Below are 18,090 nucleotides of genomic sequence, written 5' to 3'. Positions count from 1 at the left end.
GGGGTCTTTACGCTCAAAAAACGATTGAACTGACCTGATGGATGGCTCGATTATTGCCCTAGTAAACGTATAGGTTGTGTACCAATAGATAAGCTCTACTTATAAGTGCATCGATTCTTAAAACTTTTAACCGGGTATTCGGAGTTATAAATACTCAAAGGTTTGTTATGAAGTTATTCTTAAACGTTGTTCGCTGGTCAGCCTTTATCGTTCTTATATTAGCGGTCGGTGCGGTTGTCATTGCCTGGTTCGTCGATTCACGCCAGAGTGATCAGGAATTAGCCCATGAGTTTAGAAATCAGCGTATTCATCCTAGCATACACTACTACCGTGTGAACCAAAAGGGCGGCAAAAAGCCGCGGACTATTCGGTTCATGGAGACTCCGGTCTCGCCCGCTGACTCCACACTGCCAGTGGTCATTTTTGTGCATGGGGCACCCAGTTCACTCTCTTTCTTCAACGCGTTTTTTAAAGATACGATGCTCCTCAATCGTGCCCGGCTCGTTGCTGTAGATCGGCCCGGTTACGGGTATTCCGATTTTGGACGGGTCGAAACATCGATTATCCGGCAGGCAGAATTGTTGCAACCGCTCATTGATCGGTATCGCAAAGCACCGTATTTAATGGTCGTTGGCTCCTCCTATGGCGGGTCGGTGTCGGCGCGGCTGGCCATGAACAACCCGGATATCGTCGACCACGTTGTTTTTGTATCGTCGGCACTGGGACCGGGTCTTGAGCGCACCTATCCAATCAGTTATTTCGCCGATAGTCCGCTAATCCACTGGGGAGTCCCTCCCCTGCTGCGGTTGGCCAATGATGAGAAACTGGCTCATCGTCGCGCACTGGAAGCCATTTTGCCCGACTGGCCCAAGATCAGGGCCAGTATTACCATGCTGCATGGGCAACGGGACGAACTGGTCTATCCAACCAACGTTTCTTTTGCGCAGAATCATCTGGTCAACGCTGAAGTCAAGCAGTTTTTACTTCCCGAGAACCGGCACGACATTGTCTTCAATAAGCGTGAATACATGACGGAGATCATCCTGAACATCCTGACCCAACGCGATGTAAAGGAAACGGTGAAAGCCAAAGCGATTGCGGTAAAAGCCAAACAAACGGAGACAAGCAGCCTGTAAAGACTACTTGCAAAAGCTTCTTATAGCTCAATTCAACTGGCAGACTAGTAGCCGTTACGCAACAATCTCGATACGATTCTCTTCCGGGTCCAGGACGACACTTTCATAATACCCATCGCCGGTTCGTCGGGGTTCACCCACAACAGCGTAGCCATCTTCCCGAAGTCGGTTGGTCAATTCATTAACCGCTGTTTCTTTCCCAACCGACACAGCGAAATGAATGAGCCCCGTAAACTGAGCCAGTGCGTCATTCATGGATGCAGGAATGCTGTCCATCTGCATGATTTCCAGACGCGTCCCTCCATCTGGAAATGTCAGAAAATAGGATGAAAAGCCTTTTTTCGAGTTCGTATATTTTTCATTGGCGGTAGCGGCAAAATACGTTTCGTAGAAGCTCCGCATCCGGTCGAGGTCACGAACCCAAATAGCAAGATGGTCGATGTTCATTGATTATCTGTGTGAGGGCAAAGCCCCCTTTGGCGATTATTTTATATAGGTTGAAAGGCAGGCCGGAGCTCGGAACTGGCATCACAACACCAGTATAGGCATCCAAAAAACCGCATCGCCCAGCCATCGGTAACGTTCGTTTTCGAGAAAATAATCTGGATAACGCTGAATACAATAAAGCATCAGGCTCATGAGCGAAAGCATGATTGCCGATCGCTGCGCGAACCGGTCTGTCGCGACAAAACAAATTATCAACCCCGCCAGAACGATGATCCACATCATCCAGCGAAGGATGGCATCACAACTTGCAAGTCCCCAGGCTGTAGCCAGGGAGAAAGTTGGCTGCTCAGGGGTTTCGAGTTGCTCCATGACCGCAAACAGCAACAGATTCTGAAACGCTATACCCATAAACATAATGCCCTGAACAATTTCAGTAATACTGACCGAAGGTCGCTGTACCCAAACACTCCCCCAGATACCGGCCGCATAGAACACAGCCACCACAGGCTCTTTCAGGAGCAGGGCCGGATGATGCGCTGGCAACCGAAAAACGGCGCCAACATACACAGCACAGATAAATCCCAGAATAAGTCCAAACTTAATGACACTGACCGGCAAAAAAAATGTGAGCATGGACGCCAGAATCGTGGCCCCGATGACGATTTTCCACAGGAGTGCAGCGTGTTGCAGATGGAACGCATGCCGGGCGGTAAGGGGCTGACTGGCCGGATTTATTCGATACTTTCGAACGTCGAGCAACCGATCGACGGTGTAAATAATGAAGACCACCAGCGCCAGCATAACCGGTGTTGCCCAGTGTATGGGATCAACATCGGACAGGCGCGCGGCCATGCGATTGGAAAATACGGCCCCGATCACAACGGGGAAACTCAAATAGTAAACAGTACGCAGATAAGTAAGCAATGGCTGTAATTCGTAATAAAGCGGCTTTTACATGAACTTATGAGCCGGCACCTTTCCCGGTTATAAACCGATAATTGGGCCGAAGGTCTGCCATTAAAAAAATTAATTTATTTCGGAAACGGGCGGCTTCAGCCAGGGTTCCTGCCGCTCACTCACCTCAATAGACTGGCTAACCCGCAAAACACCCGCCCCCAGCGCACTCGTTTGCGCAGCCAGCACATTTTGCCCGAACAATAGTTTGTGCTTCCACTTCCGGTATGTCGACAGCGTACGAAGCGGCTCTTTGCCTGACTGACCGGTTTGAGGATCAAGGGTTGTCAACACACATCGGGCACACGGCTTAACGCCAAAGAAGTCCATTCCGCCAATCTGAAAGTGCTGCCAGGTATCTTCCTCATACGGTAAACTACCGGCAACGACAATGTTAGGTCGGAAGCGCTGCATGGTGATTGGTTCAGCCAGTCGCTGGTTCAGGTCATCGAGCGATGCCTGGCCGATGAGCAGATACGGATACCCATCGGCAAAACTAACGGCATCGTTCTGACGGGCATAGGCCGGATCAACCGCACGATGCGTTGTTTCGGGCATAAACACCAGGCGACACGACGTTTCGAGAACTCGCGTAAACCAGCGATCAACCTCGTCACTTACCGTCAAAGCTGACACGTCGGTGCTGTCCCATATATTAACCTTGAGTACGGCGCGGTCCCCGGTTACATCCTGCTCCGGAAGTGTTAACGGAAGTTCCAGTACATCGTCGGGACGTTGCCGATGCCAAACGCGCAACACCTCGTTTGGCTCAATGGCGACATCGAGCAAAGCCATCTGGTGATTGGTTCGCTGCGTCATAAAATCACCCGCGGGATCGACCAGCATAAACCGTCGATCATACCGCAGTCCCTTCGCTTCCACAACCGCTTCGGTCAGAGAGATACCACCCAGTGATTTTATTGGATAAATATAGAGTTCGGAGATAGTCATTTTTAGTCAGTAAGTCAGTAAGTCGGTAAGTCAGTAAGCGGCTTCGCCTAAGTCAGTAAGTCGGTAAGTCTGCCACTTACTGACTTAGGCGAAGCCGCTTACTGACTTACTGACTTATTGACTAATATCACATGCTCATTCGCGGCAATGGGCTAACGGTTTGGGGCGTAAAATCTCCTTGTTCATATTTGAATTGAGCCGCCATGGCAATCATGGCGGCATTGTCGGTGCAATACTCAAAACGGGGGACATAAACCTGCCAACCTTCCTGCTGACCAAGTTCGCTAAGTGCCAACCGTAAGCCGCTATTGGCTGACACCCCGCCTGCAATCGCGATTTCGTTGATCCCGGTTTCCCGGGCGGCTCGCTTCAGCTTGGCGAGCAGCATTTGCACCAGCGTATGCTGGATGCTGGCGCAGATGTCGTTCAGATTCCGGGCGATAAACTCCGGGTTGTTTTTCGTATTGTCACGCAGAAAATACATGATCGCGGTTTTTATTCCGCTGAACGAAAAGTCAAGATCAGGCATTTCGCTCATTGGAAACCGGAATGCCAGTGGGTTCCCTTCTTTGGCATGTTTGTCGATCAACGGTCCACCGGGATACGGCAGTCCCAGCAACTTGGCAGATTTATCGAAGGCTTCGCCCACAGCATCGTCCTGCGTTTGCCCGAGCACCACCATATCGAACGGCCCATTGACTCGCACGATCTGCGTATGTCCGCCACTGACCGTCAGACATAAGAAGGGGAATACTGGCCTGGGAGCCTCAATAAAGTGGGCCAGTACATGTGCCTGCATGTGGTTTACCTCAATAAGCGGAATATTGAGACCCAGCGCCAGCGCCTTGGCGAAGGACGCTCCTACCAGCAACGACCCCAGCAGGCCCGGTCCACGCGTGAAAGCAATGGCCGATAACTCATTTTTCGGTAGATTTGCATCGGCTAAAGACCGCTCGACCACGGGCAAAATATGTTGCTGGTGCGCTCTTGAGGCCAGTTCGGGCACAACTCCCCCGTATTGTTCATGAATTAACTGAGTAGCAATTACGTTCGACAGGATATGCCCGTTCGCTAAAACAGCCGCCGACGTTTCGTCGCAGGAAGATTCAATGGCTAAAATGTTCACCGTACAAAACTAATGGATAATGATTTCTACTAAAACAACAATGGAAGTTGTAACTAAACCGTTCACTGGTTTGTAGTGTCTAAAGTGTACATTGTTTCCACTAATAGTTGTAGATTAGGCATTTCCACCCTGAATGCGTCAGTTTTTCGCCATATTCCTCAAAACGCTGCTTTACCTGGTACTCACGGTAGTAGGGCTGGCATTGGGCATCCTGCTGAGTTTGCAGCTCCCGGCGGTCCAAACGCGACTGGCTCAGAAAGGCGCTGACTGGCTTTCCGAAAAACTTCTCTTTCCAGTTACCATTGATGGTGTTTCGATCAAGTGGTTCGACTCCCTGACCCTCGAAGGGGTTCATATCAACGACCGGCAGGGGCGCCCCATGATCACGGTTAACCGGCTCGATGCCGACTATAATCTCAAAAATCTACTCGATTCATCAGCGCACAACATTCATCTGGATGAAGTGGTCTTGTACAAGCCTGATGTCAGAATGATTAAAAACCGGACCAATGGCGATACCAACCTCGATGACTTCATTGCCCGGATTGAAGAGCTAACCTCCGACCCCACCAAGCCGAGCGTTCCAAATCAGAATGTACCCTTCACCATTGGCCACATTCATCTGGTAGACGGCGCCTACACCCTCGAAGACCCGCGTGAGCCGTATATGCGCGACCGGGCCAGCTTTGACTATAATCACTTTACGCTTCAGCACCTCACCGCTGAAGTGAGTGATTTTCTGGTGCTGGGTGATACCATTGCTTTTGAAGCAAAGGGCCTTTCGGGTATTGATCGTGACTCCAGAATAAAGATCAGGCAGCTCGACACGCGCTTTCTGTACTGCAACACCAAAATGGAACTGGGTCGTTTATACGCCCATATCGGCAATTCCATTATCCGAAACGAGCTGATTTTTTCGTATGATAAACCGTCAGCCTTTGGTGATTTTAACAGCCGGGTGTTTTTGTTCGCCAACTTCCGAAACAGCAAAGTAGAGTCGAAAGACCTTGGCTTCTTTTCGGAATACTTACGCGGCCTGAACGAAACCTGGCTGCTCACCGGCATTTTTCGAGGTACCGTCAAAGACTTTCAGCTCCAGCGCACCGACCTGCGCTTTGGCCTTAACGGCCGCAGTAAGCTTGCTGGCGACATGGGCTGGAAAGGATTGCCCGACATGGACAAAACGACGGTCAACTTTGCGTTTACGCCTTCGCTCGTCAACATGGCCGATATTCGGCAGTATTATCCGGATTCATCGTTTAACAAAACCATTCAGAAGTTAGGTACGGTTGGCTTCAACGCCACCTTTGTAGGCGCATTTGACGATTTTAAGACGAAAGGAACTTTCACTACGGCTATTGGTAATGTCACCGGCGATCTGGCTCTCAGGCTGGCAGACAATTCGAATTTGACAACCTACACGGCCAATCTGAAAGGCGAGAATTTGGATCTGGGTAAGCTGATAAATCAACCGGATGAATTTGGCAAACTTGATGGCGAGGGACGGATAGCCGGGCAGGGTACAGACCTGAAGCGGGCTACTGTGGACATAAACGGACAGTTCAGGCAATTTGGGTGGCAACGCTATACCTACCAGAATGTAACAGCGAACGGCAATCTCCAGAAAGCTCTTTTCCAGGGACTTCTGACCATCAAAGACCCGAATCTCTCCTTTAAACTCGATGGTGAATTTAACCTGAGAGGGCCTCGCAATCATTATGATCTACGCGGCATCGTGGACCATGCCGACCTTCGGCAACTGGGGTTTCTGAAGGATTCGCTCGTCGTGAAAACAACCCTGAACGTGCAGCTGGAGGGTAGCAAGCTTGACGATATTGTCGGTAATGCGGTATTCACCGACGCCCTACTAACCCTCAACCGACCCGAACGGAACCTGGTTATCGATAAGCTTACCCTGGCCTCAACCATTGAACAACGGGGAGGAGGAAAACCAGATTCAGCGGCAACGCAACGTTATTTCGACCTTGACTCTGACTTTCTGACAACACGCTTGCAAGGCACCTTCCAGCCCCAGCGAACGATCGACGACCTGACCAGACTAGCCAAAGAATATACCCTCTACTTTGCGGGTGATGCTGCTGGTATGAAGGCCTACTATGAGCAGAAACGGCATCAGGCCGAACGAATGGCCCAGCCTAATTATGCCGGGCCAACCCAGCGATATGGGGTTGATTACCAATTAATCACAAAGAACAGTATCCCCTTGCTGGCCTTTTTGGGATCATCTGTTTACATGGCACCCGCCACCCGGCTTGAAGGTCGTTTTACAGTCGACAACACCTCTTTTCTGACAGCTACGGTAAAAACAGACTCGCTGCGCTTTGGCAAAATCAGCTTCGGACCCAGCGACATGGACCTCACCACCTCTAAGTTTACCTATGGGCAGGACGTGCTGGCATCGGCAATTATATCCTCCAAACGCCAGCGTTTTACGTCTGTCCTACCCACACGTAACCTACAGGCAGAAGCCTCCTGGGAAGTTGATCATATTGATTTCACCAGTCGTATTGAGCAGGCCGACAGCAACGGCCGGTTTGTAAACAGGGCCGACCTCAACGGCGAAATGCGTTTTAAAGGCGATGCGATCGACTTAACGTTTCGCCAGTCCAAGCTTCGCGTTCTGGACGGCGACTGGACACTAAACCCACAAAGCCTGATCCGGAAAGTAGGGAATGAATATACCATCCGCGACCTCTCACTGCTCAACGAAAATCAACTGATTCAAGCATCAGGCAAGATCTCGGCCGACACGGCCGAACATCTGGCGGTCGAAGCGCAGAATTTTTTATTGGCGTCTCTCAACCCGCTCCTCAACACCAAACTCGGCGGTGTTCTAAACGGGTCTATGGCCATTCGAAATGTGTATAAAACCCCCATTCTTGAAAGTGCCTTGTCCGTCCGGGCACTCTCCTACGAGGATGCGCTGATCGGCGATATACGCGGACAGGGCGAATGGGATCAGGCGGAACAACGACTTAATGTCGACGCCCGTGTCAATCGTAATGGAGCGGATGTGGTCACACTGACTGGAACCATTACCCCTCAGCAGAAAAGCAATCCGATGGCGTTGAAGGCTACCGTCAACGATGCTAATTTAGCCTTGCTGGAGCCCTTCACAAAAGGGCTGTTTTCCAACCTGGGCGGTATTGCCAGCGGGGTGGTAGCCGTTACCGGCAAACCCGCAAGTCCACTGTTAAAAGGAGAAGTTGCAATAAAGGGCGGCCGCGGCCGATTCGATTACCTAAAGGCAGACTTTACGTTCGATGATAAGATCTATTTTGGCGAGAATGAGATCATTACCCGCCAGCTTACCCTCCGCGACCCTCAGGGTAATACAGCCCTGCTCCGGGGGGGCGTGTATCATGATGGATTCCGATACTTCACCCTGGGTTTCGACGCTGACCTGAAGAATTTTAAAATCATGAATACGCTGGCCAGCGATAACGATGCGTTTTATGGCCAGGCAGTTGTGACAGGGCGGGCCGAACTGTATGGTCCCATCAATAACTTAACGGTTCGGGCTAATGTAGCCAGTAACAAAGGCACCCGCATTTATATTCCGCTGGATGGTGCCACATCTGTAGCGGCTGATGATCAAATTCGGTTTGTTAATCGCATACCAAGTGGCACACCAGGCAAACCCAATAGTCAAACGGCCGCCAAATCGGACGGAGAGATTGACTTGTCCAGCGTTCAAATGGATTTCAACTTCGACATCACACCCGATGCTTACTGCGAAATTCAGCTGGATCGCCAAACGGGGGATATTATCAGTGCGTATGGTCAGGGACGGCTAGCCATGAAAGTGGATACCAAGGGCGACTTTACCATGACGGGTAACTACGAAATTCAGAAAGGAGAGTATACGTTTACCTTTCAGAACATCATTAACAAACGGTTCCAAATCCGCCCGAACAGCCGAATTACCTGGACGGGTGATCCTTACGGTGCCCTGCTGAACGTGACGGCCGCGTACACTCAATACACCTCACTGGCTCCTTTGCTTGCCACGAACAGTTCGACAACCAACAACCGGACTGACCAGACCCGCCGGTACCCTGTCGATCTGGTGATCAAACTGAATGGTGAATTAGGAGCCCCCGCCATTAACTATGGTCTGGACATTAAGGAGTACCCCTCTTCATCTGACTTCCGGCAGGCGGTAACGGCATTTGAGTCGCGTATTCAGAGCAATGATCAGGAGTTGACCCGGCAGGTAAGCAGCGTTCTGTTGTTCAATCAGCTGCTGTCAGAAGGCCAAAACCTATTCGATCAGGGTCAGGTCAACACGGGGGTTGCCAACAGTGTAAGTGAATTGCTTTCCAACCAGATTAGCCGATTAGCCTCCAACCTCAACGAGAAACTAGACGTCGGCGTTTCCTTTGGTGGCTTCACGACGGGTACCCAGAATGAGAACCTGCTGAATAATCTACAGCTCCGCTTTTCGTATCGACTTCTGAATGATCGACTGCGCATCAGTCGCGATGGGGGCTTTACGTATGGACAAAGTCAGTATAACGCAGCCAGTTTATTGGGCGAGTGGACCCTTGAATATTTTATAACCGCCGATGGTCACTTGCGGGCAAAAGTTTACAACCGAAATCAGCAAAGCATACTCAGCCAGACAAGCTTCAACAGCACGATTACAACAGGCGGTGGTATGAGTTTACTCTATACCCGTTCGTTCAACCACCTGTTTGGCGGCAAGCGAACCACGCCCGGCCTGGTACCAACCAAACCCGCCGAAGAGCCCGTCTCTTCTCCTAGCCCTACTCCAATCCTCGGTATAATGGGACGGGGTGGATTTAGATAGCCTTATAAGTCGGCAGGCGGCTTATCCAAAATATTTCTTTGGCTGTTGAGGGTTAAAAAAGATACTTTCTTCCTTTATCTTTTTGTACTATTCTACGACTCAATGAATCTCATTCAACGGCTTTTTCTCGTTGCCTATTTCCTTGTTACGGGGCATGTTCTGCTCGCCCAGCGAACCTTCACGAACCCCATTAAACCATCGGGGCCTGACCCGTGGGTGATACAGAAGGACGGCTGGTATTATTACATGAATACTACTGGCAGCAACCTGACTCTTTGGAAAACAAGAAACATAGCCGATCTGTCTACGGCAGAAAGCAAAGTTATTTATACACCACCAGCTGGATTACCCTATTCACGGGATCTATGGGCACCCGAAATTCACTCGTTTAAAGATGCTCGGGGAACTGCCCGCTGGTACATTTATTTTTCGGCCGACTCACTCAATAACCTCTCCCACCGGGTGTGGGTCATCGAAAACCCATCGCCCGATCCGATGCAGGGCGAGTGGACTATGAAGGGCAAAATAGGTGATAAGGACAACCATTGGGCAATAGACATGTCGGTGATTGAGTACAAAGACCAACTCTATGCTGCCTGGTCGGGTTGGGAGGGAAACACCAATGGCAGGCAGGACATTTTCATGGCCAAACTCAAAAATCCATGGACGATAGAAGGCAAGCGGGTAAAAATTTCACAACCTGACCAACCCTGGGAGATGCACGGCGATGTTCCGCAGGCCTGGCAAAAGAACGGTGAAGTTCCCAAAATTTATGTCAATGAAGGCCCTGAATTTCTAATGCACAACGACCGCCTATTCATCGCTTATTCTGCGAATGCCTGCTGGCTCGACTACTGTTTAGGCTTGTTAACCTACACGGGCAAAGGCGATTTGCTCAACCCTAAAAACTGGAAAAAGAGTGATGGTCCCGTTTTTAAGCAGGCTCCTGAAAACGATGTATGGGCACCCGGACATGGTGGCTTTTTCCGCTCTTCTGATGGACAGGACTGGATGATCTACCACGCGAATCCTTCGGCAACGGATGGCTGCGGCAATAAACGCGCCCCTTATATCCAACCCTTTTCCTGGAACCCCGACGGGACTCCCAATTTTGGCAAACCACTTCCCAAAACACCCATGCCTGTGCCGGGAGAATAGTTTGGCTGCGGCCTGGTTTACATGGATCACTTATTTGTTAAATACCCAATTTATTCCTCATGAATCGATTATCCTTTTTAGTACTGCTGTTCTTTTCGACTTTCACCCTGGCGCAGCAATCGGACGGACCCAACCGCTGGTCGGCGGCCAAAGCTAACGCCTGGTATGCCAAAGAGCCCTTTTTGGTGGGGGCCAACTATGCGCCCGCCAATGCCATCAATGAACTGGAAATGTTTCAGGCAGAAAGTTTCGATCCGGCAACCATTGATAAAGAGCTGGCTATGGCCGAACGTATCGGCATGAATACCATGCGTGTTTTCCTGCATGATTTGCTGTGGCAGGACCCTGCCGGTTTCACCAAACGGCTCGACCAGTTTCTGACCATTTGTGCTAAACACAAAATTCGTCCCATGCTCGTCCTGTTCGACTCCTGCTGGGACCCTTATCCAAAGCTGGGCAAGCAGCATGAGCCAACGCCCGGTATTCACAATTCGGGTTGGGTACAAAGCCCCGGTGCCGATGCCTTGACGGATGTATCGCAATACCCGCGCCTGGAAGCGTACGTAAAAGGGGTTGTCGGAGCTTTTAAGAAAGACAAGCGTATATTGGCCTGGGATGTCTGGAACGAGCCAGACAACACGAACGACAACAGTTATGGCCAGAACCACACGATTAAAACCGAAGTCCCTAAGCCCCGAAAAATAGCCATTGTGACCAAGCTGTTACCACACGTTTTTGAGTGGGCGCGGGCGGCTGGAGCCACCCAGCCGCTCACATCCGGCATATGGGTATATCGCACACCGGAAGATTGGCAAAACCCGACCAAATGGACACCTATGGAGAAAGTACAAATGGAGTACTCGGACATTATTACTTTTCATCAGTACTCTAACGCTGAAACGTTTGAGAAAACGATTCCTGCCATGCTTTCATTTGGGCGGCCCGTAATATGTACAGAATACATGGCCCGGGGTGTAGCCAGCAAATTTCAAACTCACCTTCCCCTGGCGAAAAAAGCTAAGATTGGGATGATCAACTGGGGTTTTGTGGCTGGTAAGACCCAGACGTTCATGCCCTGGGATAGCTGGCAGAAACCCTATGTGAATGGTCGGGAACCCTCCGTGTGGTTCCATGAAGTCTTCAAGCAGGATGGTACCCCTTATGATCCGGACGAAATTACCGCGATTAAACAGGCAACCGGTAAATAATGCTCAGGCTTCAAAAAATATTTAAAAATTTTTGAGCCACGAACCAACTGATTTCCAACGTATAGCCATCCAGCACTGAATTTAATAACATTTTTTTTCAGGCTACCCCTTGCGCAGCATATATCAAACGCCTACTTTTGTGCCACGATAAAGGAAGACGGCAACGTCAACCGAAAGTCCAAAAGTTGGTTCGGTAGTTCAGTTGGTTAGAATACCTGCCTGTCACGCAGGGGGTCGCGGGTTCGAGCCCCGTCCGGACCGCCACTGAAAATCAAGCACTTATCAGAAATGGTAAGTGCTTTTTTCGTTTGTAGTAAATCTAATCCAATTAAAGCTCGTTGACGTGTGGGCATCAATGTATCAACACCAACAGATGTGTAAAGCGTTGTATTTCTTTAGCCTAAGACATGCATATTACGTATACCATCCTCAACTAATTTCACAAGCCCGAATGGCTCGGCTGAATCATTTAATATCAGTATAAAGCATTCAGGAGTCAATTTCGTAAGGTTTGCCATGTGGCATTCTTCCCATACTCGCTAACTCAATAATTCTCATTATCCAGGTAGCTCCACGCCTTTTAAACCTGATCCTTTAAAAGCCTAAGCCAGAAGTTTCCACATCTACCTGTACCATAGTGAGGGTGTACGCTGCCTGTCGATCAGCAGACAGTCAGTTGGGGGTAACAGGCAGTTCAATGTAAAAAGTCGTTCCTTTCATCTCTTGGCTCTCAACACTGAGACGTCCACCATGCAGTTCAATAAACTGCCGAACAATAACCAAGCCTAAACCGGTGCCGGGTATCCCATTGGTGTTACTGCCCCGAACGAAAGCCTGAAACAATGTCGATAAATCACCGGCGGGGATACCAATGCCTGTATCAGTTACCTGAATCTCCACACGCTCAGGGCCAAATCGTAGAGTTAACACAGGAGACGTTCGGGTGGAAAACTTAAAGGCATTTGATAAGAGATTCACCAGGACGTGATTCATCAACTTAGCATCTAAACTAATCAGGCGGGGTGCCCCTTCAACCCGTAGCTGTACACAGCGCTGATCCGGCTGGTTTGCAAAATGAGTGCTAATTAGGCGTTCACTCAGATCCATGAGATTGACCGGACTGGCCACAAATTTTACTCGCCCCGCTTCAATTGTGCCAAGCAGTAAGATATCGGTCAACAGGTCATTAAACTGAAAAATCTCTTTTTCAATGATGTTCAGATGTTTATGAGCCGAAACCATCGCACTCCCCACAGCGGGAGTCAGATAGAGCTTAATTAAATCGACACTGGACTGAATCGTCGCCAGCGGGGTACGGAACTCATGAGAGGCCGTGGAAACAAATTGCGACTTAAGCCGATTCAGTTCCTTTTCCTGATTCAAGGACTGCTGGAGGATGCGCTGCGATTCTTTTTGTTGGTTAGCCTGATGGGTTTGCAGCATCAACTGATCCTGAAGAGCGATCTGGGTGGCCTGGATACGCTTTATCCGAAGATGATAAAGCCAGGACAAGCTCCCTACCAGCATCAGGATCACCAAAACGGCAAACCAGCTTGTTTTCCAAAAAGGAGGTTTAATATGTACATTTACATAGGTACCCTTCCGATTCCATATCCCGTCATTGTTAGAGGCTATGACCCGGAATACATAATCTCCCGGGTCGAGATTGGTGTAAGTCGCCATACGCTGAGTGCCCGCCTGGATCCAGTCATGATCGAATCCTTCCAGCTTGTAGGCATATTGATTCTTTTCAGAAACGGTATAATTTAAGGCGGTAAACTGAAAGCTAAGTACCGATTGCTGGTAGGACAGCGTGATGTCATGCGTATTGCCAATGGGCTTGCTCAGCACGGAAAGAGTATCCTGCACCTGAACCGATCGGTTGAACAACTGAAAGTCCGTCAGATAAACCGGTGGAACGACTGGGTTATCCCGTATCGAATCGGGATAAAATCGATTCAGCCCTCGTTGTCCCCCAAAGAATAGTTCGCCACGGGGGCTTCTAAAACAGGCCTTCTGGTTAAAGGGGCTATCCTGTAGGCCATCGCGGGCATCATAGTGTCGGAAGTGGCCCGTCCTGGTATCAAAACGGCTTAGCCCTTTATTGGTGCTTAGCCACAAACGTCCCCGCTCATCTTCCACAATAGACTGAATCACCTCATTGACCAGGCCATCTTTCTGACGGTAGGCCTTAAACGTTTGCGTACGGGAATCATAGCGGTTAAGGCCACCATTCGTGCCTACCCAAAGCTGGCCGGTGGAACTTTCATACAGGCAATGAACCTGGTTGTTACTTAAACTACTGGTCTTATAGCTCTCCTGCTTAAATTGAGTGAACCTATTCTGGGTCGGGTGAAAAACATTGATCCCGCTGCCGTCGGTACCCAACCAGATGTTGCCCTGCCGATCTTCCCACAAACTGGTGATCGTGTGGTAAGTCAACTGGCCTGCCTGAGTAGGGTGAGGTCGATACCGGACTACCGAACCCGTTGCCGGGTCATACCGAATCAATCCTTCCTCGTAAGTGCCCAGCCACAGCGTGCCCGAACGGGATTCTAAAATTGTGCTGATACTCAGCGGACTAAAATTCCCCTTTGGCTCAAAGGTATCTTTTAGCGGATTATACAGCCTAAGTCCACCTTTATAATTACCGGTCCAAAGCCGCTTCTGCCGGTCTTCATAGATCGTTAAGACGAAGTTATAACTAGTTGAGGCCGCTAAGGGGCCCGTGTCCTGATAGGCCTTAAAAGCCGTTTTTCCGTTTATAAGCCGGTTAATTCCTCCCCCATCGGTACCTAGCCATAAATCACCCCGATGATCCTGAAGAACCGCCAGTATATTATTATTCGTTAACCTATGGGTGTTACCCGGTGAACGCTGATAGAGATCAAACTTGACCGGTGTCGCATCAAGCTTGTTCACTCCACCCGAAAAGGTACCAATCCACATAGTACCCAGCGGGTCCCGATAGAGGGAATAAATCGAGCCGCTGTTGAGTCCCCAATTCGAGTCGACTTGATAGGAGTAGTAAGAAAAGGTACCGTCGGCATGTAACAGATTGATGCCCCCGTTTTGGGTACCAATCCACAAAGTTTGGTTTGAGTCCTCGGCCAGCGCTTTAACATCATCATGGCTCAGTAGACCGGAAGCCTGTAAATAGTGCGTGAAAGTACCCTTCTGCCGGTCCAGCAGGTTTAATCCACCTTCGGTAGCTACCCAGAAACGTCCCCTCGAGTCTTCCAGGCACGCGGTAACCCGATTCTGACTTAGTGATTGATCATCAAGTCCGTTATGAACGAAGTGAGTAAACGTTGAGGTAGACGGATTCAGTCTATTCAGGCCGCCCCCTAACGTACCCACCCAAATGATCCCATCACGATCAATCAGGACCGAACTTACCTCATTATGGCTTAGACTACCAGGCCGGTCTGACTGATGGACAAAATGAGTAAAGATTTCTTGCCGACTATCGAATCGCTCCAGTCCCCCGCCCCCCGTTCCCACCCATAGGGTACCGGTGGTATCCTGAGCAATGGCTACTACCTTATTATGGATCAGACTTGCTGGTCGATTGGCCGCGTGTGTATAATTGGTAAACGTTTCCGAAACCGGATCAAATAAACTCAGCCCCCCGTTATCGGTGCCTACCCATAAACGACCCTTGTTATCCTCAAATAAAGTATGAACAAAACTATCGCTCAGGCTCGTGGGCTTAAAGGGGTCGTTTCGGTATACCGTATAATTATAACCATCAAACTTGTTAAGCCCATCCCGGGTACCAAACCACATAAAACCTTTCCGGTCGCGTAAAATGCAGGTGACATTGTTTTGGGATAGCCCCTGATTGGTCGTCAGGAAGGTAAATCGTGCATTTGATGGCTGAGCTTGACTTCGCTGCACAAACCAGAACACGACCACCAGTAGGCTGAGTGTACGAACAAGCATTGAAACGGGATGGGTACGGATAGAGTAAAAATCTCTTAAATATAGTAATATTTATTAATTGACAACTATATAGATAAGCTTTTGTCGTATATGGTAACTAAAATAGTAATCAACGAAGCACATACTTATTTCAGGTCAGACAAGGTCACTACTTGACTAGCTTTTTCATTGATGAACTCCTTAATTAGTTGTGTTTCACTCGTGATCTGTCTGACAGGGCTTCGTAACAAGAAACTTAATAAGATCGCTTAGTCAACCCCATCCATAGATAATCTACTTTATATGCCGTTTAATATATTTTCAGTATCCAAATACGCTTCATATTGTCTTACTGTAGAGAACCCATAGAGAAACAATAAATTTATTTCCACTTCATGAATACGTCATTAACCGACGAAGAGATGATTCGGCAATATCGGATCAATCAATCGTCTCAGTGTTTCGAAACGTTGTATAAACGATATGTCAACAAAGTTTATCGGCGCTGTTTGTCCATGACAAAGGATCCTTTGAAAGCGGAAGATTTTACTCAGGACATCTTTTTAAAGGTATTTAATAAACTGGATGCATTTCAGGAACGATCGAGTTTTTCCACCTGGCTTTACTCAATCTCCTTCAACTATTGCTCAGACCAGCTACGAATCGCCAAGCGACTAAGTTTTAGCCCACTGGATGATGTTGCCGGACATGATATTCCTGAGTCGACAGAGGCTCAGCTTCATGAAGAAACGTTGCAGTTGGTTAATCAGGCCATGTCTACGTTAACGGACAAAGAAAAAGCACTCCTGAGCCTGAAGTATGAAGACGGGCTAAGTATTGAGCAAATTGCCCAGCAATACACCATCAAGACCAGTGCTGTTAAGATGAGACTAAAACGCAGCAGGGAGAAAATTCACCGCCTGTGTATAAATCACTACGAAGGCCATCTATAAAACTGATTATGATACTCACTATCCCTGGCTACTTATAAGGGCTTAATGACCAGATAAGTAGCCATAATTATTTTTTCTAAACTAGAGATTAAGGACTCTAGCATGAAAAAATAAAACAAAACACCTATGAAACTGTTGCTTTTTGTAATTATCGTCGTCTAATGGTAATAAAAAATATTAACAGTAATCGGTATGGTAACATATTCAATCTTGGGCAAGGGGTTAGTCCGTCAACTGATAGAAACAGTGGTTTCCTTTCATCCGGATATGAGTGAAAAGCAACGGCAAGAATCGGTACCGGCTTGTTTAACAATACTAGCGCTATTAACCAGTCTGATCACCACCTATGTAGGCTTTATAACCTGGCTTATTGCTTAGCTACCAACGGGGCGTCAACCAAGCGTTGCTACTCATTCAGAAAAAGGTCTTTTTAGAAGCCAGAAGCCGTTTTCCTTGAGTACAAGGAAATAACGGGTTGGCTACTTCCATCGTGTATTCTTACCGGCGTATACGTGTGTTGCATGCCAACAAGATAAGGCTCATCCCCACTAACTGGAAAACCAGAAATTTTCAATGGGTTTACAAATCCAACCCCTTTTGTCACCCGTATATACTTATGGATAAAAAGAGGAAGGTTTTCAACGGCCTGCTGTTGCAGGCCGGTTGATTTGTTATACGACATGTATTAACTCCCCGGGCCTATCAACTTCTTGCCGTCTGCTACCAGACCAGCTCATTAATCTTCTTTAAAGCCTACCTCATAAACCGATTTTTCTTCGTGTTATAATTCATCATTCGAACAGGAAGATAACCTTGCGCTAACCGCTCCCACTGTGGCCTTAGCTTGGCAAAAACGCTTTGCATGAAGTTGTACTGCCCTTTATAATCTATATGAGTCTGGAAGGAATAATTCGTCAACTCAATAGAAGCAATTTCCTCAAGGTTAAAAACCTGCCATCTGCTCTGCTTTATATGTGCGGGAATTACATCCCGGCAATACCCATACACGACCAATGTCTGACCCCGGAAGTGTATCCCCAACTGATAGGGTTCTATTGTTCTCCAGGTGTTAAAATGCTTGATTTGAATAACCTGCTGCCTCTTGATGGCTACCTCAATGGTAGTAAAAACATCGTTTTTCTGTTGCGTATTCATAATTACGTTGAACGTTAGAATTTAAATAAAAAGAAGCAAGTATCGTCAACCAAACCTTCTCCTTCCACCAGGGAAAGCTGACGCCAAACAAATCCGGCAGGTAAAAAACACCGGCAACCTAACTGCCTCAAATCAAAAGGCCGCCTGTATCAGCTCAACGGAACAAACTGATCTACAGGCACTATCCGTAAACCTTTGACATATATACAGGAATTAAAGAAATTAAAATATCTCACTTCCATAT

At 48.5% G+C, this 18,090-nt stretch carries 11 protein-coding genes and 1 tRNA gene; 6 read left to right on the top strand and 6 right to left on the bottom strand.

All coding sequences use genetic code 11. The features are described from left to right. Nucleotides 1-167 precede the first annotated feature (167 nt). Nucleotides 168-1,136: an alpha/beta fold hydrolase gene (locus tag ACYVK4_RS12035; RefSeq protein WP_461127760.1), complete on the top strand. Its 969-nt coding sequence runs from the start codon at nt 168-170 to the stop codon at nt 1,134-1,136. Nucleotides 1,137-1,190: 54 nt separating this feature from the next. On the opposite strand, the gene ACYVK4_RS12030 is transcribed toward ACYVK4_RS12035, so the two are convergent. The 4 genes from ACYVK4_RS12030 to tsaD form a co-directional block, all read right to left on the bottom strand. Continuing rightward, nucleotides 1,191-1,583, bottom strand: coding sequence for a VOC family protein (locus tag ACYVK4_RS12030; protein WP_461127759.1), 393 nt, complete (start codon nt 1,581-1,583; stop codon nt 1,191-1,193). An 81-nt stretch (nt 1,584-1,664) separates the two neighbouring features. Next, entirely contained in the window at nt 1,665-2,477 is an 813-nt protein-coding gene (locus ACYVK4_RS12025; protein WP_461127758.1) for a hypothetical protein, read from the bottom strand. Between the two features lie 132 nt (nt 2,478-2,609). Beyond that, nucleotides 2,610-3,488 carry an MOSC domain-containing protein gene (locus ACYVK4_RS12020; protein WP_461127757.1) on the bottom strand — a complete coding sequence of 293 codons (879 nt, stop codon included), beginning with the start codon at nt 3,486-3,488 and terminating at the stop codon, nt 2,610-2,612. 127 nt (nt 3,489-3,615) lie between these two features. After that, complete coding sequence (gene tsaD / locus ACYVK4_RS12015) at nt 3,616-4,614, bottom strand: tRNA (adenosine(37)-N6)-threonylcarbamoyltransferase complex transferase subunit TsaD (protein ID WP_461127756.1); 999 nt, start codon at nt 4,612-4,614, stop codon at nt 3,616-3,618. A 133-nt stretch (nt 4,615-4,747) separates the two neighbouring features. Here tsaD and ACYVK4_RS12010 point away from each other — a divergent pair, with 133 nt between their 5' ends. The 4 genes from ACYVK4_RS12010 (at nt 4,748) to ACYVK4_RS11995 (ending at nt 12,078) form a co-directional block, all read left to right on the top strand. Next, nucleotides 4,748-9,448 carry a translocation/assembly module TamB domain-containing protein gene (locus ACYVK4_RS12010; protein WP_461127755.1) on the top strand — a complete coding sequence of 1,567 codons (4,701 nt, stop codon included), beginning with the start codon at nt 4,748-4,750 and terminating at the stop codon, nt 9,446-9,448. A 102-nt stretch (nt 9,449-9,550) separates the two neighbouring features. Next, nucleotides 9,551-10,606 carry a glycoside hydrolase family 43 protein gene (locus ACYVK4_RS12005; RefSeq protein ID WP_461127754.1) on the top strand — a complete coding sequence of 352 codons (1,056 nt, stop codon included), beginning with the start codon at nt 9,551-9,553 and terminating at the stop codon, nt 10,604-10,606. Nucleotides 10,607-10,665: 59 nt separating this feature from the next. Continuing rightward, nucleotides 10,666-11,814, top strand: coding sequence for a glycoside hydrolase 5 family protein (locus tag ACYVK4_RS12000; protein ID WP_461127753.1), 1,149 nt, complete (start codon nt 10,666-10,668; stop codon nt 11,812-11,814). A gap of 187 nt (nt 11,815-12,001) precedes the next feature. Continuing rightward, a tRNA-Asp gene (locus tag ACYVK4_RS11995) sits at nt 12,002-12,078 on the top strand. 408 nt (nt 12,079-12,486) lie between these two features. On the opposite strand, the gene ACYVK4_RS11990 is transcribed toward ACYVK4_RS11995, so the two are convergent. Then, nucleotides 12,487-15,759 carry a ligand-binding sensor domain-containing protein gene (locus tag ACYVK4_RS11990; RefSeq protein ID WP_461127752.1) on the bottom strand — a complete coding sequence of 1,091 codons (3,273 nt, stop codon included), beginning with the start codon at nt 15,757-15,759 and terminating at the stop codon, nt 12,487-12,489. Between the two features lie 374 nt (nt 15,760-16,133). On the opposite strand from ACYVK4_RS11990, the gene ACYVK4_RS11985 reads away from it, so the two are divergent. Continuing rightward, the gene (locus ACYVK4_RS11985; protein WP_461127751.1) at nt 16,134-16,691 is read left to right on the top strand and encodes an RNA polymerase sigma factor; all 558 of its coding nucleotides are present in this window, start codon (nt 16,134-16,136) and stop codon (nt 16,689-16,691) included. Nucleotides 16,692-17,444: 753 nt separating this feature from the next. Here the strand turns inward: ACYVK4_RS11985 and ACYVK4_RS11980 are convergent. Further along, the gene (locus tag ACYVK4_RS11980) at nt 17,445-17,846 is read right to left on the bottom strand and encodes a hypothetical protein (protein WP_461127750.1); all 402 of its coding nucleotides are present in this window, start codon (nt 17,844-17,846) and stop codon (nt 17,445-17,447) included. Nucleotides 17,847-18,090 lie beyond the last annotated feature (244 nt).

The sequence above is a fragment of the Spirosoma aerophilum genome, assembly GCF_054782495.1.
This window is presented reverse-complemented; position numbering and strand designations above follow the sequence as displayed.

What these genes read in the sequence shown, in the direction of transcription:
- ACYVK4_RS11985 (WP_461127751.1), top strand. Translation starts at nt 16,134, where the DNA reads ATGAATACGTCATTAACCGACGAAGAGATGATTCGGCAATATCGGATC.
- ACYVK4_RS12005 (WP_461127754.1), top strand. Translation starts at nt 9,551, where the DNA reads ATGAATCTCATTCAACGGCTTTTTCTCGTTGCCTATTTCCTTGTTACG.
- ACYVK4_RS11990 (WP_461127752.1), bottom strand. Translation starts at nt 15,759, where the DNA reads ATGCTTGTTCGTACACTCAGCCTACTGGTGGTCGTGTTCTGGTTTGTG.
- ACYVK4_RS12020 (WP_461127757.1), bottom strand. Translation starts at nt 3,488, where the DNA reads ATGACTATCTCCGAACTCTATATTTATCCAATAAAATCACTGGGTGGT.
- ACYVK4_RS12010 (WP_461127755.1), top strand. Translation starts at nt 4,748, where the DNA reads ATGCGTCAGTTTTTCGCCATATTCCTCAAAACGCTGCTTTACCTGGTA.
- ACYVK4_RS12030 (WP_461127759.1), bottom strand. Translation starts at nt 1,583, where the DNA reads ATGAACATCGACCATCTTGCTATTTGGGTTCGTGACCTCGACCGGATG.
- ACYVK4_RS11980 (WP_461127750.1), bottom strand. Translation starts at nt 17,846, where the DNA reads ATGAATACGCAACAGAAAAACGATGTTTTTACTACCATTGAGGTAGCC.
- ACYVK4_RS12035 (WP_461127760.1), top strand. Translation starts at nt 168, where the DNA reads ATGAAGTTATTCTTAAACGTTGTTCGCTGGTCAGCCTTTATCGTTCTT.
- ACYVK4_RS12000 (WP_461127753.1), top strand. Translation starts at nt 10,666, where the DNA reads ATGAATCGATTATCCTTTTTAGTACTGCTGTTCTTTTCGACTTTCACC.